Below are 26278 nucleotides of genomic sequence, written 5' to 3'. Positions count from 1 at the left end.
CCAAATACATAAAAGAATGACTGCAGCAAGCTGCAGCCATTTCTTCTGACTGATATGGCATCAGCACGATGACCATCAGTTGTTGTTGGCCTGCCAATCAGCGGGCTGCTGTACATTCATGGCATTGAGCAGTCCCCCGGTGGCATTGAGGATACGGTAATCCGCCAGCAGGGAGTCATACTCGGCCGTGATGTAGCTGCGGCGAGCCTCGAACAGTTCGTTCTCCGTGTTCAGCACGTCCAGCAAGGTCCGTTGTCCCAGACCAAACTGCTTCTTGTACGCCTGTACGGTGTCGTAGCTGGCGTCCACGTGCTCTTTCAGGAAGACTTTCTGCTTGGCCAGCGACTCCTTGGCATTCCAGGCGAGGCGGGTCCCCTCTTCCACCTGACGGAAGGCATTCAGGTGAATGTCTTTTGCCTGGGAATAGAGTGCCGAGGTGGCCTTGCTTTCAGCCAGATCGGAGCCGCCACGGAACAGGTTGTAACGCATCCGGACCATGGCGGTGAGGTCGTCGTTGCGTCCTTTGACCGCATCGATGTCCTCGTTCCAGTTCTGATCCACCTCGAAGGCCACGTTCGGGTAGAACCCGGACTTGGATCCTTCATGCTGATACTTGGCCTCTTCGATGTCTTGCAGGGAGGACAGCAGGGTCGGGTGAACCTCGGTGGCCGTCTTCAGCGCGTCCTCCAGAGTGGCCGGGATCAACTGGCTGTTGGGAGCTGGCTGCACCAGATCCTTGGGCACCTCATTCACGACCCGGATGAACTCGCTCTCGGCATCCCGATAGTTGTTCTCCGCGGCCGCCTGGTTGGAGTAGGCACGTGCCACACGACCATCGATCTGGGTCTGGTCCGCGGTCGAGCCCAAACCTGAGTCTGTCCGTTTCTGGATGTCGCTGCGGATCTGCTCGTGGGTTTCCAGGTTCTGCTTGGACAGCTCCAGGATCTCCTGCTGACGCAGCATGTTGAGGTACACCTCGGCCACACGCAGCGCCGTGTTCTCCGCCTCGGAGATCATGGCCAGACGTTGGGCCTGGGCTGCGGCATCGGTCCGGGCCACGTTGCTGCTGACATCGAAGCCGTCAAACAGCATCTGGCGCAGGCTGATCCCGGCCTCTTTACGAGTCATGGAATCATCGATCGTCTGCGAGTTGGCAGGTGCCGCACGGGTCGAGGGGCTGTCGGTCTTCTCGTAACCAACGCCGCCACGCAGATCTATGGTGGGATAGTAGCCGCCCTTGGCTCCATCATGCTGGTACAGTCGTGCCTGATAGAGATCAAAAGCTTCCTTGATTTTCGGATGGGTAGCCAGTGACTGTGCCACTGACTGTTCCAGTGTCTGTGCCTGGCTCAGGCCCGGGAACAGTATGGTGCCACTAACCAGCATGGCAACAATCGTCTTCTTCATGGTATCTCCAGTCATGTTGTTTTTAGATTGTTGGCTTATCGTTCTCTCAGTGCCGACTGCTTAGCCCGCAGGATGGGCTTGAGCAAGTAGTCTAGGACACTTTTTTTGCCAGTAATGATATCTGCACTGGCTAACATACCGGGGATGATGGGAAGTGCGTTAAGCTCATCGCCCAGATAACTCTTCTCGGTACGCACCCGAACCAGATAGAAGGAGTTGCCCTCCTCATCCTGGATCGAGTCGGCACTTATCTGTTCAACCTTGCCATGTAAACCTCCATAAACAGTGAAATCATAAGCGGTTATCTTGACCACGGCCTCCAGCCCGGGTCGCAGGAAGGCTATGTCCTTGGGTGATACCTTGGCTTCCACCAGCAGGGTGTCCTCCAGCGGCACTATCTCCATCAGATCCATGCCAGGCTGTACGACCCCTCCCAGGGTATTGATCTTGAGCTTCTTGATGGTGCCCTTGAGCGGCGCTATCACGCTGGTACGATCGACCCTGTCCCGCAGACCGACCTGGCCTTCGGACAACTGGCTCAGCTTGCCCTGGCGTTCATTGAGCTCGGTCTGGGAGTCCGCTCTGAACTTCAAGGCGATGTCATTGCGCTTGGAGATGGTCTCCCGCAGCACCGAGTTGAGTTTGGGGATGAGCAGGCGGTTGGCTTCCAGCTCGCCCTGCATCTCGTTGACCTGCCGCTCCAGTTTAATTAGCTCCACTTGAGGAACTATACCCTCTTTTGCGAGAGGCCGGCTGATGTTCAACTCCTGGCGGGCCAGATCCACGCTGCGACTCACTGTCCGTATCTTGGCATTGAGCTCTATGGTCTCCTGCTCCTTCTGCTCGATCTGCTGACCGAGAATGTAGAGCTGGTTGTTCAAATTGTTGAGCCGCTCGTCCTGTACCGACTTTTCACGGGCCACGTATTCCGCAAAGACGTTCTCGAACCCTTCGGGGAAGACGATAGGCTGCTTGTCGATGACCACCTGCTCACGCCAGCCGAGGTTGGGTTCTCTCTTGACCACCACACTGCGGATCTCTGCACGCAGACGGGCGATGTCGCCCTTGAGGATCACCAGCTCCTGTTCACGCTCGCGAAAATCCGACTTGAAGCGGGTATCGTCTATGCGCAGCAGAGGCTGCCCCTCCTCGACTATGTCCCCCTCCTTGACGAAGATCTCCTTGACGATCCCCCCTTCCAGGTTCTGGATCACCTGCAGTTGGCGAGATGGAATGACCTTGCCCTGGCCGACGGTGACCTCGTCAAGCTCGGCCCAGGCGGCCCAGATGATGGCACTCATGAAGAACAGGAAACAGGCCCAGAGCAGCACCTTGGCGCGGGTTGGCGTGCTCAGCAAGACGGCGGCGGCACCGTCGTCGACATACTCGAGGTGCTCGGGGGCGGGCAACACTGTGTCTGGTGCCGTTTTCTTGAACCAGTTGTTAGCCATTGGCCGTCTCCTGCACCCGCACCTTGCCTTCCTTCAGTTGTTGCAGCACCGTCTCCTTGGGGCCGTCAGCCACTATCTTCCCCTGTTCCACGACGATGACCCGGGAGGCCACATCCAGCATGGAGGTCTTGTGGGTAATGAGGATCAGCGTGGTTTCAGGACCCAGCCTTGCCAGCTCCTGCTTCACATGCATCTCTGACTGGTTGTCCATGTTGGACGTTGGCTCATCCATCACCAGGATGGGGGGATCGTTGAGCAGGGCACGAGCCAGCAAAATGGCCTGGCGCTGACCACCCGAGAGCTGACGCCCTCCCTCGCCTATCTGCCGGTCCAGCCCATTGGGATCCCGATTGGTAAAGTTGGTGACGCCGGCCCGCTTGGCGGCGCGCACGACCCGGGCATCATCCACCAGCGGGTTGCCCAGCATGATGTTGTCTCGCACCGAGCCAAAGAAGAGAGTCACGTCCTGCGGCACACAGCCGATGTTGCGACGGATGGCGGCCGGCGCCAGCTGATCCAGCTCGAAGCCATCGAGGCGCACCAGACCGTCCGTCGGTCGGTAGAGCCCCATCAGCAGCTTCTCAAGGGTGGTCTTGCCCGCCCCGATCCGCCCTATGATGGCCACCTTCTCCCCCGGCTCGATGCGCAGGTTGATGTTGTGCAGTGTGCTGCTTTCCATGCCCGGGTATTTGAAGGAGACGTTTTCGAACTCGATGCGGCCCTGGATGATGGGGTGGTGAATGTACTGCTTGCCCTCCTCCTGCTCGCCCGGCGTCATCATGATCTTCTCCAGGATCTCCAAAGCAGACTTGGCCTGGTTGTAGCGGGTCGACAGCACGGAGAGCTGAACCATGGGAGCGATGGCGCGGCTGGACAGCATGACGGCGGCGATCATGCCCCCCATGGTCACCAGCCCTTCGGAGATCTGGTAGACCCCGACGATGACCAGCCCCACGGTCACCACCTGCTGGATGTAGCTCGCCAGAGAGGACATGGAGTTGGTGATGCGACGGGTCTGCACGCCCCAGGTCGATATGTGGGACACAGCCTGCTCCCAGCGGTGCTGGAACATGCTCTCGGCGCCGAAGATCTTGACGGTCTCGAGGCCGGAGATGCTTTCGATCAGGTTGGCGTTCTTCTGGGAGGCCAGGCGGGAGCCCTCCTCGATGGACTGCTTGAGCGGTGCCTGGATATAGAAGCTGTAGGCCACCAGGATCAGCATGGCGACGATGGGTACCACCACCATGACACCGGCAAACAGCCAGATGATGAAGAGGAAGAACACCGCAAACGGCAGATCAATCAGGGTCGATACGGTGGCGGAGGTGAAGAACTCCCGTACCGATTCAAACTCCTGCAGATGCTTGGCGAACGCCCCCGTCGAGGCAGGACGGGACTCCATCTTCATCCCCATGACCTTGGCAAAGATCTTGGCCGACAGCAGCACATCCGATTTCTTGCCGGCAATGTCGATGAAGTAGCTGCGCAACTGGCGCATCACGAAGTCAAAGGTGAACACCACCATAGCCCCTACCGCCAACACCCAGAGGGAGTCGAACGCCAGGTTGGGCACGATCTTGTCGTAGACATTCATGGTGAACAGAGGGCTGGCCACCGCAAAGAGGTTGATGAGAATGGAGGCAATCAGCACATCGCGATAGATGCCGCGAGATTCAAACAGCGTGCTCCAGAACCAGTGACCGTCCCGGGTCTCCAGCACCTTGGGGGAGCGTTCATCGAACTTGAACTGCTTCTTGACGAAGAACAGCCGACCATTGTACTCGTCGCCCAGCTGGGCTGTGCTGACCCACTGCGCCGCATCACCGGCCTGGGGGAAGATGACCTTGGCCTGGCTCCTGTCCTTGTTCCACTCCAGCAGGATGCAGGCGCCGCCCTGCCGCGTCTGCAAGACGCAGGGCAACAGCAGGGGAGAGATGTTTTCGAGTGGCTGGATCACCTCACGGGCGGACAAACCGCCACGCTCGGCAGCGCGACTGAAGAGTGCCGTACTCAGACGGCCCGAGACCAGTGGCAAGCCCGTGGTGAGGGCATCCTGACTATTGGGTACGCCATAAAAACGGGTCAAAAAGACCAGGCATTCCAATAGTTCATCTATATGGCTGGTTTCTGCTTGCATAGCATCCTGTCAAAACATGATTCAGACGGTTGTCGCAGGGAAATCATCACCCGGAACCTGGTGGCGACCTGTGAATGCAGAGCAGATCCCATCATCGCGAACCGACAACCCAATTAGCGCACTGGGCAGTGACATCCAATGCCATCGCCAGACTCACACATCGTCAAACCGGGAAGAGAGGAGCCACACACGTCATCTGATGACGGCAAGGAGTGCGAGATATCCTGCCCGGTCCATTAATTACTAAAGAGTTATTGATAACAATATCTTTTTCAAGCCGACCATCTTATCAAGGCGACTTGAACGAAACTATACTGCAAAGACTGAATTTCATCTAATAACCCTCTGTTTTTTTAATGAAATTAGAGTTGTGACTCATTAAAAGGAGCGAGCGAGAAGGGTCGGCCCAGGGCAGCCCCCTGGGGGCCTGATCGAGTCAGTTCAGCGGCAATTTCTGCCATGGCGGTCCAGCGATTCTCACACCAGGCTGGGGCCAGCAGGGTCGGACGGCGTGCCGACGCCGAGATGCGGTGATAGACCACCTCGGGGGGCGTGTGCTGGATCATGGCCACAGCCGCCTCCACATAGTGTTCCAGCGTCAGCACCTCCAGCCGCCCTGCCTGCCACGCCTTGCCGAGGGTGCTCCCCTCCACCACGTGGAGCGGATGCAGCTTGATCCCCTCGACCCCGGTCGCAACGATGCGATGCAGGGTATCGAGGCTATCCATGGGCACCTCACCGGGCAGACCGACAATCAGATGGGCACAGACCTTGATACCGCGCCGATGGGCTCGCTCGACCGCGTCGGCATAGGCGGCGTAGCCGTGGCCCCGGTTAATGCGCTGCAGTGTCTTGTCGCTTGCACTTTGCAGCCCCAGCTCCAGCCACACCTCGTAGCCACGGGCCTGATAGCCCGCCAGCAGATCCAGCACCGCATCCGGCACGCAATCGGGCCGGGTCCCGACACAGAGCCCCACCATGTCGCTGACCGACAACGCCTCCTCATACATGCGTTGCAGGTATTCCACCTCGGCATAGGTGCTGGTATAGGCCTGAAAGTAGGCGAGATAGCGCTTGGCACGGGTCACTTCGTCCCGGCGCGCCAGCAGTTGTTGCACGACAGAAAGCTGCTGGGTCGATTCGTCGGCGAAAGAGGAGACATTGCAGAAGGTGCAGCCGCCGCGGCCCAGGGTGCCGTCCCGGTTCGGGCAGGTGAAGGCGCCGTGAATGGAGAGTTTGTGGATCTTCTGGCCGTGGCGCTGCTTGAGATCCTGGCCGAATGTATTGATGAGTTCGTGTAACTGCATGACACCTCCGATATGAGCTGTCATTGTACTGGCAGAGGCTCCCCGCCAGGCTGAGCTGGATCAAGCCGTCCCGCCCCCAAAAACCATATAAATATTCACATTGCGTGCGATAAATACCCACAGACAGGGTATTAAGGTTACTTTTGGAAACCACAGACCTTCGACAAAGAGGGAAAAGTGGAACTATGCCTCCCCTCTAACCGGCTGTTAGCACTGCAAAAATCTCGCTTAGCCCGCATCCGGATAAATGCAAGACGCAGGATCCTGAAATGTGATCCCCGCCCACCCCCGTCGGGATGAATTGGTAAAATTACTACAGTTCAGCGCCGCAAAGCAGTCAACCACCAAATCCACCATTATCAGTTCAATCAACTTTAAAAAGTAAAGTTAATGGATTTTTGTATAGCAAAAACTGGATTGAGTCTCTGAAACCCACATTTTGTTATGGCGGTGTAACATTGCAAACAAGCGGGATGTCCAATTGACCTTGCCCGAAAATCCCATTAGTTTGGAGATTCGCCACCTCAGGCGGACGGAACCACAAGAGCCAATCGCAATTTATGCAGTTTGCGGTGGAAGGCCGAGCAAGGGAGAAATGCAATGTCACTATATGATCCAAAGCTGGAGAGGGATAACTGTGGCTTCGGCCTGTTGGCCCACATGGAAGGGGAAGCCAGCCACAAGCTTGTCCGTCTCGCGATGTCAGCCTTGGCTCGCATGCAGCACCGCGGCGGCATCTCCGCCGACGGCAAGACCGGCGATGGCTGTGGTCTGCTGCTGCAAAAACCGGACAGCTTCTATCGCGCTGTCGCCGAAGAGAAGGGATGGCACCTGGGCCGCAACTATGCGGTCGGCATGCTGTTCCTGAACCCGGACCCCGTATTGGCCCAGCAGACCCGCGACATCATCGACGAGGAGCTGGAAAGAGAGACCCTGAGTCTGGTCGGTTGGCGCAAGGTGCCCATCGATACCAATGTGCTCGGTCCCATCGCCAAGGCGTCCCTGCCAAGCATTGAACAGGTCTTTGTCAACGCGCCGCCAGGCTGGGTCGACAAGGATCTCGAGCGCCGCCTTTATATAGTGCGCCGCCGCATCGAGAAGCGCATCAGCGACGACTACTTCTATGTGGTCAGCCTCTCCAACCTGGTCACCGTCTATAAAGGGCTGTGCATGCCGGTGGATTTGCCGCGCTTCTATCTGGATCTCGCCGACATCCGCATGCAGGCCGCCATCTGCGTGTTCCACCAGCGCTTCTCCACCAACACCAGCCCGCGCTGGCCGTTGGCGCAGCCGTTCCGCTACCTCGCCCACAACGGCGAGATCAACACTATCGCCGGCAACCGCCAGTGGGCCAAGGCGCGCAGCTACAAGTTCGCCACCCCGCTTATCCCGGATCTGCAAGAGGCGGCCCCCTTCGTCAACACCACGGGATCGGATTCCTCCAGCCTCGACAACATGCTGGATCTCTTCCTGGCCGGTGGCATGGACCTGTTCCGGGCCATGCGCCTGCTGATCCCGCCTGCATGGCAGAAGCACCCGAACATGGATGACGACCTGCGCGCCTTCTATGACTTCAACTCCATGCACATGGAGCCCTGGGATGGCCCCGCCGGCATCGTCATGACCGACGGCCGCTACGCCACCTGCGCCCTGGACCGCAACGGCCTGCGCCCGGCCCGCTACGTCATCACCAAGGACAAGTTCATCACGCTGGCCTCCGAAGTGGGCACCTGGGACTACACCCCGGACGAAGTGCTGGAGAAGGGCCGGGTCGGCCCGGGCGAGCTGTTCGTGGTGGATACCAGCAACGGCAAGGTGTGGACCAGCTTCGAGATCGATGACGATCTCAAGAGCCGTCACACCTACAAGCAGTGGATGGACAAGCACTGCAAGCGACTGGTGCCGTTCGAGCAGATGGATGACGCCAGCACAGGCGCCCGCGAGCTCCCTGACGATCAGCTCAAGACCTATCAGAAACTGTTCGGCTACTCCTACGAGGAGCTGGATCAAATCATCCGCGTGCTCGGCGAGAACGGCCAGGAGGCGGTGGGCTCCATGGGGGATGACACCCCGATGGCAGTGCTCTCCTCCAGCCAGCGTACCCTGTACGACTACTTCCGCCAGATGTTCGCCCAGGTGACCAACCCGCCCATAGATCCGCTGCGGGAGAATCACGTCATGTCGCTGGCCACCTGTATAGGTCGCGAGCAGAACGTGTTCAACGAGACCTTCGGCCACGCCCACCGGGTGCTGTTCCAGTCGCCTATCCTGCTCTACTCCGACTTCCACCAGCTGCTGGCACTGGAAGGGGAACACTACCGCCATGCTGTGCTGAGCCTCAACTACCAGCCCGAAGAGGGGCTGCAGGCAGCGCTGGAGCGGCTCTGTGCCGACGCGGCCGACAAGGCGCGCAATGGCACCGTGCTGCTGGTGCTGTCTGACAGAGACATCAGTGCCGGCACCCTGCCCATTCCGGCTGCCATGGCGGTGGGCGCGGTGCAACGCACCCTGGTGGACAACAACCTGCGCTGCGACGCCAATATCCTGGTGGAGACCGCAAGCGTGCGCGACCCGCACCACTTCGCCGTGCTGCTGGGCTTTGGCGCCACCGCCATCTACCCCTATCTCGCCTACGAGACCCTGGCCAAACAGGTCGAGGAAGGGGTGCTGAAGATGAGCCTGCGCCAGGCCATGCTCAACTACCGCAACGGCATCAACAAGGGCCTCTACAAGGTGATGTCCAAGATGGGCATCAGCACTGTGGCAAGCTACCGCTGCTCCCAGCTGTTCGAAGCCGTGGGTCTGTCCAGCTCCGTGGTCGAGCTCTGCTTCCGCGGCGTCTCCAGCCGCATTCAGGGCGCCGATTTCACCGACATCCAGCAGGATCAGGTCAATCTGGCGCGCCAGGCCTGGCTCGGCCGCAAGCCGCTGACCCAGGGCGGGCTGCTCAAGTTCGTCCACGGCGGCGAGTACCACACCTACAACCCGGACGTGGTGCAGACCCTGCAAGTGGCGGTGCGCTCCGGCAACTACGCCGATTACAAGGAGTACGCCCGCCTGGTGAACGAACGCCCCGTCGCCACCTTGCGCGATCTGCTCGTCCTCAAGCAGGGAACGACGCCGGTTGCGCTGGAGCAGGTTGAGCCCGCCGCCAAGCTGTTCCCCCGCTTCGACTCCGCCGCCATGTCCATAGGCGCGCTGGGCCCTGAGGCGCACGAGGCGCTGGCGGTGGCCATGAACCGCCTCGGCGGTCAGAGCAACTCGGGCGAAGGCGGTGAAGATCCCAAGCGCTTTGGCACCGAGAAGAATTCGCGCATCAAGCAGGTGGCCTCGGGGCGCTTCGGCGTCACCCCCCACTACCTGATGAACGCGGACGTGGTGCAGATCAAGGTGGCCCAGGGCGCCAAGCCCGGTGAAGGTGGCCAGCTGCCCGGTGACAAGGTGACGGCCCAGATAGCCAAGCTGCGTTATTCCGTGCCCGGCGTGACCCTGATCTCCCCGCCGCCGCACCACGACATCTACTCCATCGAGGACTTGGCCCAGCTCATCTTTGACATCAAGCAGATCAACCCGGACTGCCTGGTGTCAGTCAAGCTGGTGTCCGAGCCCGGCGTCGGCACCATCGCCTGCGGCGTGGCCAAGGCCTATGCGGACTTCATCACCGTCTCCGGTTATGACGGTGGCACAGGCGCCAGCCCGCTCAGTTCGGTCAAATACGCCGGCTCTCCCTGGGAGCTGGGGCTGGCCGAGACCCAACAGGCCCTGGTGGCCAACGGCCTGCGCCACAAGGTGCGGCTGCAGGTGGATGGCGGTCTCAAAACCGGTCTGGACATCATCAAGGCGGCCATCCTCGGCGCCGAAAGCTTCGGCTTCGGCACCGGCCCCATGGTGGCGCTCGGCTGCAAATACCTGCGTATCTGCCACCTGAACAATTGCGCCACCGGCGTCGCCACCCAGGATGAGAAGCTGCGTCGCGAGCACTTCACCGGCCTGCCGGAGATGGTGATGAACTACTTCAAGTTCATCGCCGAAGAGACCCGCGAGCTGATGGCAGAGCTCGGCGTCACCCAGCTCACCGACCTCATCGGTCGCACCGATCTGCTGGAGGCCCTGCCCGGCCTCACCGCCCGTCAGGCCAAGCTGGACTTGTCCGGCATTCTGGCAAGCCCGGTGGCACCGGCAGGCTCCAGCCTGTTCAGCCAGCAGCACAACCCGACTTTCGACAAGGGCCCGCTCAACCTCAAGATGGTGGACGACCTGCTGGAGGCGGTGGAAAACATGAGCGGTGGCGAGTTCCGCTACGACATCCGCAACACGGATCGCTCTGTGGGTGCGCGCCTGTCCGGCGAGATAGTCAAACGTCACGGCAACCAGGGCATGGCCGCCGATCCGGTGCGGGTCCACTTCAACGGTACCGCAGGCCAGAGCTTCGGCGTCTGGAACGCCGGTGGCCTCGAGATGATACTCACCGGCGATGCCAACGACTACGTGGGCAAGGGGATGACCGGCGGCAAGCTGGTGGTCAAACCCCATGTCGGCGTGGCCTTCAAGTCCCATGAGGCGGCCATCATAGGCAACACCTGCCTCTATGGCGCCACCGGCGGCAAGCTCTACGCCGCAGGTACCGCGGGCGAACGCTTCGCGGTGCGCAACTCAGGGGCCCTCGCGGTGGTCGAGGGGATAGGCGACAACGGCTGTGAATACATGACAGGCGGCATCGTCACCATACTCGGTACCACGGGCGTCAACTTCGCGGCGGGCATGACAGGCGGCTTTGCCTACGTGCTCGACGAGTGCGGCAACTTTGCCAAGCGCACCAACCCCGAGCTGGTGGAACTGCTGGACGTGGCGGATCTTGCCATCCATCAGGAGCACCTGCGCGGCATCATCACGGCGCACCTCAACGAGACAGGCAGCTCGCGCGCCGAGGAGATCCTGGCCAACTTCGACTCCTATGTGCCCAAGTTCAGGCTGATCAAGCCCAAGTCCAGCGACGTCAAGTCCCTGCTTGGCCACACCAGCCGCTCTAGTGCAGAACTCAGAATCCAGGCGCAATAAGGAGGGAACCCTATGAGCCAGAACGTATTCCAGTTTATCGATGTCCAGCGGGTCGACCCGCCCAAGAAGCCGCTCAAGATCCGCAAGATCCAGTTTGTGGAGATCTACGAGCCCTTCAACCAGGCCCAGGTCGGCATGCAGGCGGATCGCTGCCTCGACTGCGGCAACCCCTATTGCGAGTGGAAGTGCCCGGTGCACAACTACATCCCCAACTGGCTGAAACTGGCCAACGAGGGACGCATCCTGGAGGCGGTGGAGCTTTCCCACCAGACCAACAGCCTGCCGGAGGTGTGCGGCCGGGTCTGCCCGCAAGACAGACTCTGTGAGGGTGCCTGCACCCTCAACGACAGATTCGGCGCCGTGACCATAGGCAACATCGAAAAATACATCACCGACAAGGCGTTCGAGATGGGCTGGCGCCCGGATCTCTCCAAGGTGGTGAAGACCGACAAACGGGTCGCCGTCATCGGCGCCGGCCCCGCCGGCCTCGCCTGTGCCGACGTCCTGGCGCGCAATGGCGTCACCCCAGTGGTGTTTGACAAGTATCCGGAGATCGGCGGCCTGCTGACCTTCGGCATCCCCTCCTTCAAGCTTGAGAAAGAGGTGATGCAGCGCCGTCGCGAGATCTTCGAGGGCATGGGGGTGGAGTTCCGTCTCGAGACCGAAGTGGGTCGTGACGTCACCTTCGCCGACCTCCTGGGCGAGTTCGATGCCGTCTTCCTCGGGGTCGGCACCTACAAGTACATGAAGGGCGGCTTTGCCAACGAAGAGGCGCCGGGAGTCTACGACGCCCTGCCCTACCTCATCTCCAACGCTAACCGCTTGCTGGGCTTTGAGAAGGCACAGGCCGATTACATCGACTTCGCCGGCAAACAGGTGGTGGTGCTGGGCGGTGGCGATACCGCCATGGACTGCGTGCGCACCGCCATCCGCCAGGGGGCCGATCGGGTGATCTGCGCCTACCGCCGCGATGCCGAGAACATGCCGGGCTCCAAGCGGGAGGTGAAGAACGCCCAGGAGGAAGGGGTGGAATTCATGTTCAACCTCCAGCCGGTCGGCGTGGAGCTGGACGCCCAGGGCCGCACCTGCGGCATCAAGGTAGTGAGCACCGAGCTCAGTGCGCCCGATGCCAATGGCCGTCGCAATCCTGTGGTGATCGAGGGCTCCGAACAGGTGCTGGCAGCCGATGCGGTGGTGATGGCGTTTGGCTTCCAGCCCAACCCCCAGCCCTGGATGCGTGATCACGGTATCGAGCTCGACAGCCGGGACAGGATCAAGGCCCCCGAGAAGGCCGAGCATGCCTTCCAGACCAGCAATCCCAAGGTGTTTGCCGGTGGCGATGCGGTGCGCGGCTCGGATCTGGTGGTGACTGCCATCTACGAGGGCCGCAAGGCCGCCGAAGGGATAATGGACTACCTGGCCGTTTAATCTGCCATCTAAGGTTCACCTCCTCCCAGCAAACAGCCCCGCATCTGCGGGGCTGTTTTTTTATGCTTGACTCTCGGTGATGCGCCCTAGCGTCTCACCACCAGAAACTCCCCCTTGCCCACCGGCACCAGCGAGGTCAGAAAATCGGGATCGCGCCTCACCTGCGCCATCCAGTCCCGCATCTCGCTCTCATGGGAGATGGCATTGTCCACCACCAGCAGGCCGCGAGGGGCGAGCAGGCGCTGTATTTCAGGCCACCATCCCTGATAGTGCTGGCGATCAGAGTCTAGGAAGATGAGCTGATAACCCGCCGTCGGCAGGCTGGGTAACAGGCTGCCGGCCTCCCCCGCCAGCTGATCAATCCAGGGTTCGAGTCCGGCGTGCTCAAAGTTGAGGGCGGCCATGGCCCGTTTACTCTCGCCCAGCTCTATGGTGGTGACCCGGCCATCCAGTCTCTTCACCGCTTCCGCCAGCCAAAGGGTGGAGTAACCGTTTGAAGTACCTATCTCAAGCACCGCCTGCGCGCCCCTCGTCTGCACCAGCAGCGCCAGCAGTTCGCCGGTGTCACGGGTGATGTTGAGCATCTTGCCGCCCCGGGATGGCTGCGCCTCGTCATGCTGTTTGCCAAATCGCTCCAGCTCCCGTTTGAGTTGCTCCAGATCCATGTTTCCCCCTTGAAAGTCATCCAGGCTGACCCGGCACTGCCCATGGCCTGCGCGGTTCAATCGATGGCGGGCGGCAGATCCCCCAGCAAGTAACGAGGGCCGCTCCCCTGACCTGCGGCCCTGTCCTCCGGGTTGTAGAGGGCGCAATGCTCGAGCGACAGGCAGCCACAGCCGATGCAGGCGCTGAGCTTGCGCTTCATCAGTTGCAGGGCGGCGATGCGGCTGTCCAGCAGCGTTTGCCACTGACCGGCGATCCGATCCCAGTCGTGGCGATCCGGCGTGCGACCATCGGGCAACCCGCTGAGGGCCCCTGCTATCTCCTCGAGGCTTAAGCCCATCCCTTGCGCCACCCGGATAAAGGCGATACGACGAAGGACATCCTGCGGGTAGAGACGTCGGCCGCCTTCGCTGCGCAGGCTCTGGATCAGCCCCTTCTGCTCGTAGAAGCGCAGGGCGCTGGCGTTCACGCCGGCACGTTTGGCTATCTGGCCTATGACCAGCCACTTACGATCCGATCTCATCCTTGATCTCAAGTTAACTTCAACTTGCATAATCCTGTCTCCCCTGACAAAAGGAGTCAAACGCTAATGGATCATCTCTACGCTCTGCTCGATGCCAACCAGGCCTTCGCCCTCAATGGTCGCGGCACCACCAACCACTGTCCCATGGCGTTGCACGCCCTGCACGAGATGGGGGCCAGCCCCCGGCAGTTGCAGCGCTTCTTTACCCACTGGCAGACCACTCAAGCCCTGCCCGCCGGGGAGAACAACCAGGGCGAAGAGGAGGAGACCCTGTTCGTGGCACTGCGCCAGCAACTGCGGACCCGGTTTGCCGAAGAGGGCTGGCTGCCATGCTTCGAAGAGCTGCTGGCGCAGCGTTTCTCCCCGGCAGGAGGCGCCTTCCATCCCCTCATACGCTTCGCCTGTGCGCTGGAAAACGGCCACTTGGGAGAGCAGGCGGCGGCGCTGGCCGCCTGGCAGTGCAAGGCCCTGATCCTGCCTGCTGGCACGGGGGCCCCTAGCCGGGACGTCACCCGCCTGCTGGCGGGGCTGGCGGCCCATTGGGAGGGGTCACGCTGGGAGGGAGACTGGATCACCGCCCGCCTGCGCCAGGTGGCGGCCGATCCCCGCTGGCCGGAGTCGCTGCCGCGAAGCCTCGATAACGGGCAGGATGTGCTGGCACAGCAGGCCGAGGCCGCCCTGCCCCTCTACTGGCAGACCGGCAACTTCACCGTCTTGCATCTGGTGACCGGCAGCCGGGCCGCCGCCATAGTCACCCGTCACCTGCCGGATGAGCTGAAAGACGCCTGGCAGCGCCTGATGTGGCAGGCGGTGGCCGCTGCCTACGTCACAGTCGGGGCGCCAGGGCTGCAGGCCCAGCGCTGGCCGGATACAACTGGGCTGGCTTGGGCGCAGGTGTTGCCGCGGGCGATCGAGAGCCTGGACGACCACGTGATCAAGCTGGTGCACTGCTGCTGGCGGGAGCAGGCCCGCTCGCCCCATTATCTGGCGATCGCCGCCCGCGCTGTGGGATTGCTCGGCGCGGCGTCTCCCCTCCCCCAAGGCGCGTCATAGCGCAGACGACAGGTCGCGGCGGATCCTGGATCAGAGTCAGCTCACCCTGCCGCCATTCCCGCTGGCGGCCTGCCATAAAAAACCCCGGCACAGGGCCGGGGTAGTGAGAGAGGCATGAGCACCATGGCGCCGATCAGGCTCAGCCCTCGGCCAGCAGCGCCAGGGCGGGCTGGGCATTGCCCGGCACCAGACGGTAGGCCTTGTGGTGCTTGACCAGGGTGGCCTTCTTGTCACCCTGGCTCAGCAGCAGCCCCTGCTTGAAGGCCGCCTGTGCCAACTGTTTTTCATCCCCGCGCACATAGAGGGTGAGAGGCTTCACCAGCTCTCCCCCCTCGATATGGCCCTGATACTCGCTGGCCGAGATGACCAGGCTGGATTGACCCTGGCTCAGCAGCCGCTGTTTGGCGCTCAGTTCGCTGTCGGTAAACACCAGCCAACCCGCGCTCTCCAGTTCGGCGACCAGGGTGGTGAGCCTGGCGCCCAACTGCCCGGGCTCGGCCATGGCCCGGCCGTACTGGCAGACGATGCGCGAAAGCAGCCCCTTGAGATCTGCTCCGGCTCCCAGGGTGCGACCCAGCTGCACCCAGGCTTTCAAGTCCTCCATCACCAGGCGGGAGAAGCGCTTCTCCTTGAGGGAGTCCGCCATCCAGGTGCAGAGGAAGTGGCTCTCTTGCGCCGGGGTGCGCTTGCCCGCCTTCTGCTCTGCGGTACGGGCCAGCTCGGCCAGGCTCTGGGTGGCCATGTCGAGCAGGGCCTGATTGTAATCTTGCGGGTTCTTGACTGGCGGGATCATCGCACGTCCTCTGGGTGATCGGTAAACAGCATCAAGGCGCCAACGGCGCCTTGAGTCGGGAGCCAAGGCTCCCCTGCATCATCTTGTCCGCTTACTTCGACTGGCGAGGCTTCTTGGCGGCCGCCAGACGCTTGAGGCGCTGGCCCTGCAGCTTGGCCTCGGCCATTACCTGAGCGGCGGCGTTGTCTTCCCGCTGCGGGCGCTTGCCGAAACGGCGGCGCTCCTGCAACTGCTTGATCAGCTCGTCACGGCTGCTCACCTCGTAGCCCGGCACCATGATGCGGCGGATCTTCTGGCCGATCAGCGCCTCGATCTCCAGCAGGGTGCGCTCCTCTTCGCGGCTGACGAAGGAGACGGCCATGCCGCTCTTGCCGGCGCGGCCGGTGCGGCCGATGCGGTGGACGTAATCCTCCGCCAGGAAGGGCAGATCGTAGTTGACCACGTACTGCAGATCCGGGATGTCCAGACCACGGGCGGCCACTTCGGTGGCGACCAGCACCCGTACCTTGCCTTCCATGAACTCGCGCAGGGCGCGGCGACGGCTGCCCTGAGCCTTCTCGCCATGGACCACGGCGGACTTGATGCCGTCGAGGTTCAGCTCTTCCACCAGCACGTCACAGCTCTCGCGGGTACTGGCGAACACCAGCACCTGTTGCCAGTTCTGCTTGCCGATGAGTTCGGAGAGCAGCTCGCGCTTGCGCTTCTGCTCGACCGGATAGACGGTGTGGCTGACGGTATCGGCGGTGGAGTTCTGCTTGTTGACGCTGATGATCTGCGGTCTGTCGAGCATCAGGTTGGCCAGCTTCTTCACGGCGTCGGAGAAGGTGGCGGAGAACAGCAGGTTCTGACGGGTCTTGTTCACAGCCTGCAGGATCTGCTGCACATCGGCACTGAAGCCCATGTCGAGGATGCGATCCGCTTCGTCCAGCACCAGGGTCTCGACACCGGAGAGGCTGAGGTTGCAGGCGGTCAGGTGCTCGAGCAGACGGCCCGGAGTCGCCACTATGATGTGCGCACCGGCCTTGAGTTTGCGGGCCTGCACGTCCTGCTTGCCACCACCGACCAGGGTCAGCACGCTGATGTCCAGATACTTGGCGAAGTCGTTGATGTTGCTCGCCACCTGGGCGGCCAGCTCGCGGGTCGGGGTAAGGATCAGCACCCGGGCGTTGGAAGGTTGGGCCGGGGCCGGGTTATCCACCAGACGTTGCAGTATGGGCAGCGCAAAGGCCGCCGTCTTGCCGGTCCCGGTCTGGGCGCTGGCCAGCACGTCGCTGCCACGGCGTATGGTCGGGATCGCCTGCTGCTGCACAGGGGTCATCTCCTGATAACCGCACTCTGAGACGGCACGCAAAATCTCGGGGGCAAAATCGAACGATTCAAATCTCATAATGGGTTCCTGTGTTCCAGCTGAGCTGTAGTTGGCTTAAGTGGCCTGGGCCGGCATGTGGCACGGCCTCGGCGAGGCTTGGGGCCAAGGACGGCTGGGTCTGACATAACGTCAGAAGATGAGCCGGAAAATGGCGGGCGCGAAGTGTAACAGATAGGCATCAGGATTTCCGCCTCAAATGGCCTGTATTTTTACGCCACCGGGGCGAGCCGCCTGACACGGGCGGCTTGGGGACAAGGGACGGGGGGCAGGCCGCTCCCCCTATGTCCTCGTGCTTAGCGCGCTCTCTTGGTCGAGCGCTTGAGCAGCCGCATGCCGATGGCGGCCACGGCGATGACGAAGAGGGCGAAGGAGGTCACCAGCAGGCACTTGGTCAACAGCTCGTGGTGATCGGCCAAGAGCGGCGTCGCCATCATGAACTTGCCGACCATGCTGAGGGCCAGGGCCCAGAGGAAGGCGCTGGCAAAGCTGGTCATGGCCACCCGCAGCAGGTTCAGGCGGGAGATCCCCATCAGCATGGGCGTCAGTACCCTGACGAAGGGGATGAAACGGGAGACGAACATGGCCCAGAAGCCATAGCGTTCGAGCAGCCGGGAGGCGCGGGGCAGGCTGCCTTCCGGGATCACCCGCTCCACCTGGCCCATGAAGCGGGTACCATGGAGCGCATGGCCCTGCCAATACGCCATCACGCTGCCGACGCCGGCGGCCAGGGGCAGATAGAGGAACACCACCTCGGGCCCGAGCACTCCCATACCCACCAGACCACCGGCCAGCAGCACTAGGCTGTCCCCCGGCAGCGGCAAAAAGACGAAGCTCGATTCGAGAAAGAGGATCACCACCAGACAGGTGACGAGCAGACCGACCGCCTGCAGTTGTATTAATTGCTCAAAGTCCTGATGCCATATGGCAAGCAGCATGTCCTGCATCTGGTATGACTCCCATCAACGTAATGCGCATCCGTCATGACGGCCCAAAGGCCCGGTCTGGCCACCCCTCCCTGGTACCACCCCCATAAGCTCCTGCGGGAGGCCCGTTATACACCCGGGGAACTGAACAATAAATTAATGTCTGCCATTTATGTGGATACTCCGTCATCCGGCCCCGCCAGCCCGGTGCGCTGGCGGCAAGGTGATCTCGCCCCGGGAGTCCCCTTGGGCCTTAGCCGCAAAACCGCAAAGAATATAGTCAGTTGGCACTGAGCCGGGCTGCCATGGCGCCAGAAAAACCGTTACAGTGTAAGGACTCCTCAGTGGACGAGGAGGTCCACGGAGCTAGGTATGGCGCATCCCCCCTCTTCTTATCTTCATGTAAGCATGCTTCTGCTGAGCGGGCTCGGGCTCTTCAACCAGGCCGCTCAGGCCAATGACGGGACCCTGGTTCAGCAGCGGGCCAATGCGGTCGTCTCCCTGATGAGCTTCACTGTGGTGCCGGACATCACCGCCAGCAACCTGGACATAGGGGGTGGCACCAACGAAAGCTCGGCCCTGACCATCACCCAGCTCGGCGGCGGCGCCACCATGAGCGAGGGCTTCCCCATCTATCTGGAGGGCACCCTGGGTTACAGCCGCTACGATCCCCAGTTCGTGTTCACCGATGGCAACGAGACCCGCACCATCCCCACCAAATGGAACAGCCTGAGCGCCACCGGCGGCATCGGCTGGGACTTCAGCCTGCACCGTGACCGCTTTGGCGGCAACCTGGTGCTGCGCCCCATCGCCAACTTCACCCTGGGCACAGTCGCGAGCGATCTGCGCATCGGCGCCGCCTTGATCCAGCACAGAACGGGCAGGAACCTCGACTTCCTCGACGGCGGCCGGCTCAATGTGTATGGCCTGGGGGGATCCCTGATGCTCGACTACGAGCTCTTCTCCAAGCCACAGGACATAGATGTCGAGCTGCGCTACTCCTATCAGCACCTGCAGAGTTTCACCGGCACCGCCGACAGCATCACAGGTCAGGCCGAGGCGGAGAACCTCGGCCTCTACCTGCGTCGCCGGGCTCCGCTCTTCACCTGGACCCTGCTGGATCGCCCGCTGCGCTATGTGCTGGAGGGGGCCAGAACCGAATACCTGGGAGAGCAACGAGGCCTGCTCGGCTTCAACAGCCTCAACTCCCTGGGCCTCGGGTTCGAGCTCGACAGCAGCAAGTACGACATCTTCATCACCCGCACCCGGCTGGTGGCCCGCTATATGTTCAGCCACAACACCAGCGGCTACTCCATCGGGCTGGCGATGAGTTTCTAGCGATACCGTCACTCGAACAGTTGGCATCATGGAGACATGAAATGGACTTCTTTGCCGTTATTTACCCCTTGCTCGGCCAGCTCTGGTATCTGTTGCCACTGCTGTTGCTGGCGACCCTCGTCAAAAGCCCCTGGTTCAAGGGCATGCTCGGGGAGTGGTTTATCAACCTCAGCATCCGGCTCTTTCTCGACCAGCGGGAGTATCACCTGCTCAAGGACGTGACCCTGCCCATCCCTCAGGGCAGCACCCAGATCGACCATGTGATCGTCTCCCGCTTCGGGATCTTCGTGATTGAAACCAAGAACATGAAAGGCTGGATATTCGGCAATCCGGCCCACAAAAGCTGGACCCAGCAGATCTATCGCCGCAAACATAGCTTCCAGAATCCCCTGCACCAGAACCACCTGCACATGATGACCCTCAACTCCCTGCTGGGGGTGGCGGATCATCAACTCCACTCCGTCATCTATTTTATTGGCGACTGCACCTTCAAGACCCCCATGCCGGACAATGTGATGAACCGCGGGTTGATCCGCCATATCAAAGGAAAAACCACCCAGGTATTGACCCCTGCCGAGGTCATGCAAGTGGTCGAGACCATCCAGCAGGGACGGCTGGCAGCCAACTGGCAGACCCACAGGCAGCATGTGGCCCAGCTGAAGGCGCGTCACAGCGAAGCGCCACGCAAGCAGCTTTCCGCCCCGGCAGTGCCTGACGAAAAGAGGACCGCGCCCTCCCCTGTCACCGCCCAACCGCTCGGTGACCCAAGTCCGACTTGCCCCAGATGTGGCAATGCCATGGTCTTGCGTACCGCCAGCCGGGGAGAAAACAGAGGCAATCAGTTCTGGGGATGCAGCGGATACCCCACATGCCGAGGGATTTCCAGTTTTTAGATTAAGAGAAACATATCTAATTTAATCATCACATTCATATGGAATGCCTTATGAAATTAAACACCATAGCTTATTTAATCAAGGAGGGCGTAGATGCAAAAAACGCTGTTGACCCCAAGAAGGTTCCCAAAGGAATTACATTCATCATTGCCGAGAGAGAGTGTGTTCTTTATCTAAGTGAGTCATTTAATACCCCTAAATGGGCTGAATTATTCAACTCAATTGAAGGCATTGAAGATTTTAATTTCAGCACAAAATCGTTAAAAGGACTTTTAATTATCCCTTCAGAGAAAAGGCATCTAGCATTCACTTTTGGATATGGTAAATCGATGCTCTACTCCCATATGATAGAAAGAGGCTTTGGTCTCCGAGTAGCATTAAATATAGGTGACGCTGAAAAGATAAAATCTATAGATAAATCTACTCTTGATCGTGTTTCATTAAAAACAAAATCTCAAACATCAAAAAGCACCAACGTCAATGATTTCGACTTTGAGTTTGATCAGGAGATATTGAAGTCTATATGTGCATCTATAGAAAATGACAATGAAATGAATGAAGTTGTATCAGGAAGTGATGCTGTATCTTTATATACTGATGTAGAATTAGCATCACTACCTGATATCGCAGATAGATTGATTTCAGCATATAAAGAGCAAACTTATAAAGAGAAATACCCATGGGTTGATTTCATTCAACCTATATCAGACCCAACGTTAGTTGGTATGTTAAATGATAATATTATGTCATCTATAAATGATGGGCTTCTTGAAAATATTTGGATTTCCCCACCTGAGGTTATTGATTATAGTGACCTATCTGGATTCGTCTATCGCTCTTCAAAGAATCACTCACCCTGCTTTCATAATGAGTTAAATCTAAATATCTTAATCAAAGAAGCCCATATGCGGAAACCAATATCCGTGGATTCCCTGAAGCGAAGAAAAATAAAGAGATTCAATGCTTCCGAACAAGAGGTTGGCTCATGGTCAGTTTATCATTGTTTGAATGCAGAGGTACTATTAGGCAATGAAACATATATTCTTAATGACGAGTATTGGTATAGGGTTAATAGTGACTTCTCAGAGTCAATAAATAGCTTCTTTGAGGGGATGGACAGAGCAGACATTGACTTCCCTGACTTTAATGGCATGAATGAGGCAGAGTACCTAATAACTGTGGCAGATGGAGAAAATTTTGCATTGTTGGACAGAAAATTAATCAGACCAATAAACACAGGTAACAGAATTGAATTTTGCGATCTATTTTCACAGTGTAATGCGTTTATTCATGTCAAAAAGTATTCATCATCATCAGTATTGAGCCATCTATTTGCGCAAGCATCAGTTGCAATTGACTGTTTGATGAATGATCCATCAGTTCAACCTCAAGTAAACAAATACTTAGAGGATACTTATCTCAGCCTTAGATTTAACAATGAGGACTCACCTAGAAAATACAGGGTGGTATTAGCAATAATGCAGGGTACTCCTGGTGAGCTACACTTACCATTTTTTTCAAAAGTAAATTTACGTCATCATGCAAGAAGATTAACTAACATGGGGTTTAAGGTTGAAATAGCAAAGATCCATTCAAGTAGAAGCCGACTTAAAACATCAATATAAATATGGTGCATAACCTTAACCTTGAAATATGAAAAACCGAGGCGGCCACTTGGCCGCCCTTGTTATCTCTGACTGTCAGCGAATGGTCGCCATCTTCCTGACGCAGGCCTGCTCCCTGTCATCCACCCGCTTGGCAAACCAGGCGGTGGTGAGGTTGCGGGTGATCTTGGGGCTTTTCAGCTGGATGCCGGGCAGCACGGCGCGGGGTTGGCGCTTGCCCGCCTGCTTGTCGGCCAGGGTAAAGACCCTGTGATAGAGGTCGGTCTGGGCAAAGTCGGCACTATCCCCCTTGAGCAGGCTCTGGTGGATGGCCTGCTTGCTCATGTTGACGCGGCTGGCGATGCTGTGCACCGCGAGCTCCGTCTTGCCGGGCTGGTCGGAGTCGTAGCGGACCAGATCCCCGTCCAGGGCCAGGGGCTTGCCGCTGACCCGGCTCACCGCGGCCTGGAAGGCGGCGTTGCGGCTGGCATACCAGCCCGCATTGAAGTCGGCGAAACGGTAGAGGGTGTCCGGGTAGTCGGCGGGATAGCCGAAGATGTGTTTGGTGCCAAACCAGATGCCGCCCCGGCGGGTAAAGACTTCGTGGCGGATGGACTCCTTGACGGGATAGGGGTAGCCGCGGGCGTTGGCCTCGGCAAAGGCCACGCTCACCTGCATGGGGCCCCCGGTACGCACCGGATTGAGGTTGCCAAAGAGCTGCTTGCCCATGGGCACGGCCCCTATCATATCCTCGAAGATCTCGCTCATCTCCCGCTCGGTGCGAAGGGCATCTATGCGCGCGGCGTAGGATTTGCCCGTAGGGGACTTGATGGAGAGGGCGGTGCGCACCACGAACTCGGGGATGAGCAGCTTGGCGGCCCGAGCGTTGATCTCCTTCCAGGCTATCTTGCCAAGGCCGGGCACCACGGGATCGGCCTGATAGGTGGCCTCCTGCTCCGCCACCGCCAGCACTGAGCAGACATTGTGATCGTTCACCGTCAGCCCCTGGGTGCTGAGCGCCGTCACCACGTCGTTGGCCCAGCCCGGCTTGTCTTGTACCTGACGCGGCAGGAAGCGCACTATGCGGCTCTTCATGTCCGCAGGCTTGCGCGGCTGCATCGCCTTGGGTTGTTTGGCGATGGCGGCGGCCTCCTCGACAGTAGGAGAAGGGGGTGTCGGTTCACTGGCACAGCCCGCCAGCACGGCGGCAGCCAGCAGTGCGCAGAGGCGCCAGGGGGAGAAAGACAAAGGGCGAGAGGGGATCATGAGGGCTTCCGATAAAGTGCGGGCCCCTCATGCCGGATGACGGGCCCCGAATGCAAACAGGTGGCCATTGTAGTGGATGGTGCGGGCAATCTGAAGGCGGCAGAGCGGCCAGGGCCCGGGGCTGCGGCATCCCCTGGCGTCATCACGCCAGCTCGACCCGGTTGCGCCCCAGGTGTTTGGCCCGGTAGAGCGCGAGATCGGTGCGTTTGACCAGCGCCTCGACCGCCTCCCCCGCCTGGCCTATGCCGACGGCGATGCTCACGGTAAACCTTATCTCCTCGCAGGCGACCAGAGCCTCGGTGGCGGCTCTTATCTGCTCCGCCAGTGCCTGGGCCTTGTCGCTCAGCATGCCGGGCAGCCAGATGGCGAACTCCTCGCCACCCAGACGCGCCACCACCCCATCCGGCGGGCAGTGCTGACACAGCAAGGCGCTGAATTCCTGCAGCACATTGTCACCTATGCCGTGGCCGTAGCGATCGTTGATCTGCTTGAAGTGATCGAGATCCAGCAGCAGCAGCGGCGTCCCCTGATCCACATGGGTTTCCAGCACGGCGCGAAACGCGCGGCGATTGGAGAGACCCGTCAGTTCGTCGGACATGGCGAGCGAGGCCAGCCGGGTCTGGACGCCATACATCTGTTGCACCATCAGCAGCACGCCCCAGGCCGTGGCCAGCATGCCGAGGGTGCGCAGGCTGTCTTCCACCGTGGAGAGCCACCAGGGCTGGAAGTAGGCCTCGTCAACCAGATCTATGGTCCCCGACACCAGCCAGCTCCCCAGACCGGCGCAGAGAAACAGGTAGGTCCGGTTCGAGATCTGGGCACACTGCACCACCCAGAACATGAACAGCAGGGTCAGCACATTGATGGCCTCGGCCAGGGCGCCGATGGTGTAGAGGTTATGCTCGGGCAGGCGCTCGAAGCTCGCGGCATCCAGGCCCCCCGTCAGCAGCAACAGGCAGAGCAGGCTCAGCAGGGCGAGGCGGCGACCAGGGGAGAGCGAGAAGAACCTGGCGGGGTGTACGGATAACCTGAGGGGAGTCTTCATCATCGTTATGGCTCCAAACCTGCATTGTCTCTATCCCTGGCGGCTGCACTCAGCCGCCAGCACCCAATGAACCGCAAGGCCAATCCTGGCCGCACGGCGCTCGTATTGTGAGCCGATTTTTCCATAAAAAACAATCCCCTCAGCACAGTGCTGAAGGGATCCTGGTACCATTTTCCACTGTGCGCCGCCCTGTTGCCGCCGGCTACCCCCTGGCACAGGCGGTGTGGAAGACATCCTTCAAGGGGCTGGCCCGCCCGCCCCTCATGCACTCTGGCGCAGGGCGCGGATCTGGGCGGCGCCATTGATCACCGCCTGCAAGGAGGCGTTGACCACGTCGCGGCCTATGGCGACCCCGCACATGCGCATTCCGTCGACGCTCAGCAGCACATAGGCGGCGGCGCGCGATTCGGTGCCGGCAGAGAGGGCATGTTCCGAGTAGTCGAGCACGTCAATGTGCATGCCGGTCTGGCGCTCCCAGCCGTTGACCAGGGCCGTGATGGCCCCCTCCCCCTCACCACAGAGCTGCAAGCTGCCGTCCGGGGTCTGCAACTCGAGGCGCAGTGTCTCCTGACTGTCGTGGCCGAGCTGGAAGCGGCCGATGCGATAACCGTGCAGCGGCTCGAGGTAGTGCTGCTCGAACAGGGCGCGGATCTGCTCCGGGCTGATCTCGCTGCTGCTTGCCTCGGCTTGCGCCTGTACCCGGCGGCTGAAGTCGATCTGCAGCCAGCGCGGCAGTTGCAGGCCAAGGTCGCGCTCCAGCAGATAGGTGACCCCCCCCTTGCCGGACTGACTGTTGATACGGATCACCGCCTCGTAGCTGCGGCCCAGATCGGCAGGATCTATGGGCAGATAAGCTACATCCCAGTAGGCATCGGGCTTCTCGGCCGCCAGGGACTTGCGAATGGCATCCTGGTGGCTGCCGGAAAACGCCGTGTAGACCAGCTCACCGGCATAGGGGTGGCGCGGGTGCAGGGCAATCTGGGTGCAGGCCCCCACGGTCGCGACTATGGCATCCATGTCCGACAAGTCCAGCTCGGGATCTATCCCCTGGCTGTAGAGGTTCATGGCCATGGTGACTATGTCCATGTTGCCGGTGCGCTCGCCGTTGCCGAGCAGGGTGCCCTCGATGCGATCGGCCCCCGCCAGCACCGCCAGCTCGGCGGCGGCCACCCCGCAGCCCCGATCGTTGTGGGTGTGGATGGAGATGCTCACCTCGGGGCGCGCCTTGAGGTGGCGGCAGAACCACTCCACCTGATCCGCGAACACGTTGGGGGTGCTCACCTCGACCGTGGCGGGGAGGTTCAGGATCATGGGGCGGGAGGCAGCGCGCCACTCGTCGATGACGGCGTCACACACCTCCACCGCGAACTCCACCTCTGTGCTGCTGAAGCTCTCGGGGGAATACTGGAAGCTCCACTCTGTGCCGGGATTCCTGGCCGCGTATTCCCGCACCCAGCGCGCACCCTGCACGGCGATGGCCTTGACCCCCTCGCGATCTGTGTTGAACACATAGTTGCGCTGGGTCGGGTTGACCGAGTTGTAGACATGGACGATGGCGCGTTTGGCCCCCTTGAGGGAGTCGAAGGTGCGGGCGATGAGATCTTCCCTGGCCTGAACCAGCACCTGAATGGTGACGTCCTCCGGGATAAGATCCCGCTCGATGAGTTCCCGCACGAAGTCAAAGTCCGGCTGGGAGGCGGCGGGGAAGCCGACCTCGATGTGTTTGAAGCCGACATGGGTCATCAGGGCCCACATTTGCAGCTTCTGGGCCACCGTCATGGGCTCGACCAGCGCCTGGTTGCCGTCCCGCAGATCCACGGCGCACCAGAGCGGCGCCTGCGTCATCACCCGGTTGGGCCATTGACGGTCCGCCAGAGCGATGACGGGGGCAGGGCGGTATTTGCGATGATCGAAGCTCATATTCAGATTCCCTTGGCAGATATGCTGAGGTGCCAGGCGACCGGGCAGGTAACAGAGGGGGCAAGGAGGGGGAGCGGGCTGGCGCGATAACGCTGGCCCT

General features: G+C 60.3%; 18 protein-coding genes. 6 read left to right on the top strand and 12 right to left on the bottom strand.

Annotated features, from left to right (window positions below):
• Positions 1-75: 75 nt before the first annotated feature.
• The 4 genes from ACFWHB_RS08495 to ACFWHB_RS08480 all read right to left on the bottom strand — a co-directional run bounded on the left by ACFWHB_RS08495 (position 76) and on the right by ACFWHB_RS08480 (position 6302).
• Positions 76-1407: a TolC family outer membrane protein gene (locus ACFWHB_RS08495; protein WP_139745157.1), complete on the bottom strand. Its 1332-nt coding sequence runs from the start codon at positions 1405-1407 to the stop codon at positions 76-78.
• A gap of 35 nt (positions 1408-1442) precedes the next feature.
• Positions 1443-2858 (bottom strand): HlyD family type I secretion periplasmic adaptor subunit, encoded by a 1416-nt coding sequence (locus tag ACFWHB_RS08490; RefSeq protein WP_025327371.1) that lies wholly within the window; start codon positions 2856-2858, stop codon positions 1443-1445.
• The gene (locus tag ACFWHB_RS08485) at positions 2851-4995 is read right to left on the bottom strand and encodes a type I secretion system permease/ATPase (RefSeq protein ID WP_106886467.1); all 2145 of its coding nucleotides are present in this window, start codon (positions 4993-4995) and stop codon (positions 2851-2853) included. The genes ACFWHB_RS08490 and ACFWHB_RS08485 overlap by 8 nt, the downstream gene beginning before the upstream one ends.
• A gap of 362 nt (positions 4996-5357) precedes the next feature.
• Positions 5358-6302 carry a TIGR01212 family radical SAM protein gene (locus ACFWHB_RS08480; RefSeq protein WP_163149233.1) on the bottom strand — a complete coding sequence of 315 codons (945 nt, stop codon included), beginning with the start codon at positions 6300-6302 and terminating at the stop codon, positions 5358-5360.
• A 600-nt stretch (positions 6303-6902) separates the two neighbouring features.
• On the opposite strand from ACFWHB_RS08480, the gene gltB reads away from it, so the two are divergent.
• Both gltB and ACFWHB_RS08470 read left to right on the top strand, forming a co-directional pair.
• Positions 6903-11360 (top strand): glutamate synthase large subunit, encoded by a 4458-nt coding sequence (gene gltB, locus ACFWHB_RS08475; RefSeq protein WP_395949942.1) that lies wholly within the window; start codon positions 6903-6905, stop codon positions 11358-11360.
• Between the two features lie 12 nt (positions 11361-11372).
• Positions 11373-12788: an FAD-dependent oxidoreductase gene (locus ACFWHB_RS08470; protein WP_106886465.1), complete on the top strand. Its 1416-nt coding sequence runs from the start codon at positions 11373-11375 to the stop codon at positions 12786-12788.
• 86 nt (positions 12789-12874) lie between these two features.
• Here ACFWHB_RS08470 and ACFWHB_RS08465 read toward each other — a convergent pair whose 3' ends face one another.
• Both ACFWHB_RS08465 and soxR read right to left on the bottom strand, forming a co-directional pair.
• Entirely contained in the window at positions 12875-13453 is a 579-nt protein-coding gene (locus ACFWHB_RS08465; protein WP_395949941.1) for an O-methyltransferase, read from the bottom strand.
• A 56-nt stretch (positions 13454-13509) separates the two neighbouring features.
• Positions 13510-13974, bottom strand: coding sequence for a redox-sensitive transcriptional activator SoxR (gene soxR, locus ACFWHB_RS08460; RefSeq protein ID WP_395949940.1), 465 nt, complete (start codon positions 13972-13974; stop codon positions 13510-13512).
• Positions 13975-14040: 66 nt separating this feature from the next.
• On the opposite strand from soxR, the gene ACFWHB_RS08455 reads away from it, so the two are divergent.
• The gene (locus ACFWHB_RS08455) at positions 14041-15027 is read left to right on the top strand and encodes a questin oxidase family protein (protein WP_395949938.1); all 987 of its coding nucleotides are present in this window, start codon (positions 14041-14043) and stop codon (positions 15025-15027) included.
• 139 nt (positions 15028-15166) lie between these two features.
• On the opposite strand, the gene ACFWHB_RS08450 is transcribed toward ACFWHB_RS08455, so the two are convergent.
• The 3 genes from ACFWHB_RS08450 to ACFWHB_RS08440 all read right to left on the bottom strand — a co-directional run bounded on the left by ACFWHB_RS08450 (position 15167) and on the right by ACFWHB_RS08440 (position 18133).
• A complete protein-coding gene (locus ACFWHB_RS08450) occupies positions 15167-15820 on the bottom strand; it encodes a DUF2913 family protein (RefSeq protein WP_395949936.1) in 654 nt (217 codons plus the stop codon).
• Positions 15821-15911: 91 nt separating this feature from the next.
• On the bottom strand, positions 15912-17207 hold the full coding sequence (locus ACFWHB_RS08445) for a DEAD/DEAH box helicase (RefSeq protein WP_162520135.1): 1296 nt from the start codon (positions 17205-17207) through the stop codon (positions 15912-15914).
• A gap of 275 nt (positions 17208-17482) precedes the next feature.
• Positions 17483-18133, bottom strand: coding sequence for a DedA family protein (locus ACFWHB_RS08440; RefSeq protein WP_106886458.1), 651 nt, complete (start codon positions 18131-18133; stop codon positions 17483-17485).
• 387 nt (positions 18134-18520) lie between these two features.
• Here ACFWHB_RS08440 and ACFWHB_RS08435 point away from each other — a divergent pair, with 387 nt between their 5' ends.
• From ACFWHB_RS08435 to ACFWHB_RS08425, 3 genes are read left to right on the top strand one after another with little or no spacing between them, the layout of a single operon-like run.
• A complete protein-coding gene (locus ACFWHB_RS08435; RefSeq protein WP_395949935.1) occupies positions 18521-19450 on the top strand; it encodes a hypothetical protein in 930 nt (309 codons plus the stop codon).
• A gap of 41 nt (positions 19451-19491) precedes the next feature.
• Positions 19492-20343 (top strand): nuclease-related domain-containing protein, encoded by an 852-nt coding sequence (locus ACFWHB_RS08430; RefSeq protein ID WP_395949934.1) that lies wholly within the window; start codon positions 19492-19494, stop codon positions 20341-20343.
• A 50-nt stretch (positions 20344-20393) separates the two neighbouring features.
• Positions 20394-21968, top strand: coding sequence for a TIGR04141 family sporadically distributed protein (locus ACFWHB_RS08425; RefSeq protein WP_395949933.1), 1575 nt, complete (start codon positions 20394-20396; stop codon positions 21966-21968).
• A gap of 75 nt (positions 21969-22043) precedes the next feature.
• Here ACFWHB_RS08425 and ACFWHB_RS08420 read toward each other — a convergent pair whose 3' ends face one another.
• The 3 genes from ACFWHB_RS08420 to leuA form a co-directional block, all read right to left on the bottom strand.
• Positions 22044-23213, bottom strand: coding sequence for a DUF1615 domain-containing protein (locus ACFWHB_RS08420; protein WP_395949932.1), 1170 nt, complete (start codon positions 23211-23213; stop codon positions 22044-22046).
• 142 nt (positions 23214-23355) lie between these two features.
• Positions 23356-24261: a GGDEF domain-containing protein gene (locus ACFWHB_RS08415; protein WP_171273627.1), complete on the bottom strand. Its 906-nt coding sequence runs from the start codon at positions 24259-24261 to the stop codon at positions 23356-23358.
• Between the two features lie 258 nt (positions 24262-24519).
• The gene (gene leuA / locus ACFWHB_RS08410; RefSeq protein ID WP_395949931.1) at positions 24520-26178 is read right to left on the bottom strand and encodes a 2-isopropylmalate synthase; all 1659 of its coding nucleotides are present in this window, start codon (positions 26176-26178) and stop codon (positions 24520-24522) included.
• Positions 26179-26278: the final 100 nt, after the last annotated feature.

This window comes from Aeromonas mytilicola subsp. aquatica (assembly GCF_044336385.1).
Classification (GTDB): Bacteria; Pseudomonadota; Gammaproteobacteria; order Enterobacterales; family Aeromonadaceae; genus Aeromonas; species Aeromonas rivipollensis.
The sequence above is the reverse complement of the archived record's forward strand: the minus strand, read 5'-3'. Positions and strand labels throughout refer to the sequence as shown.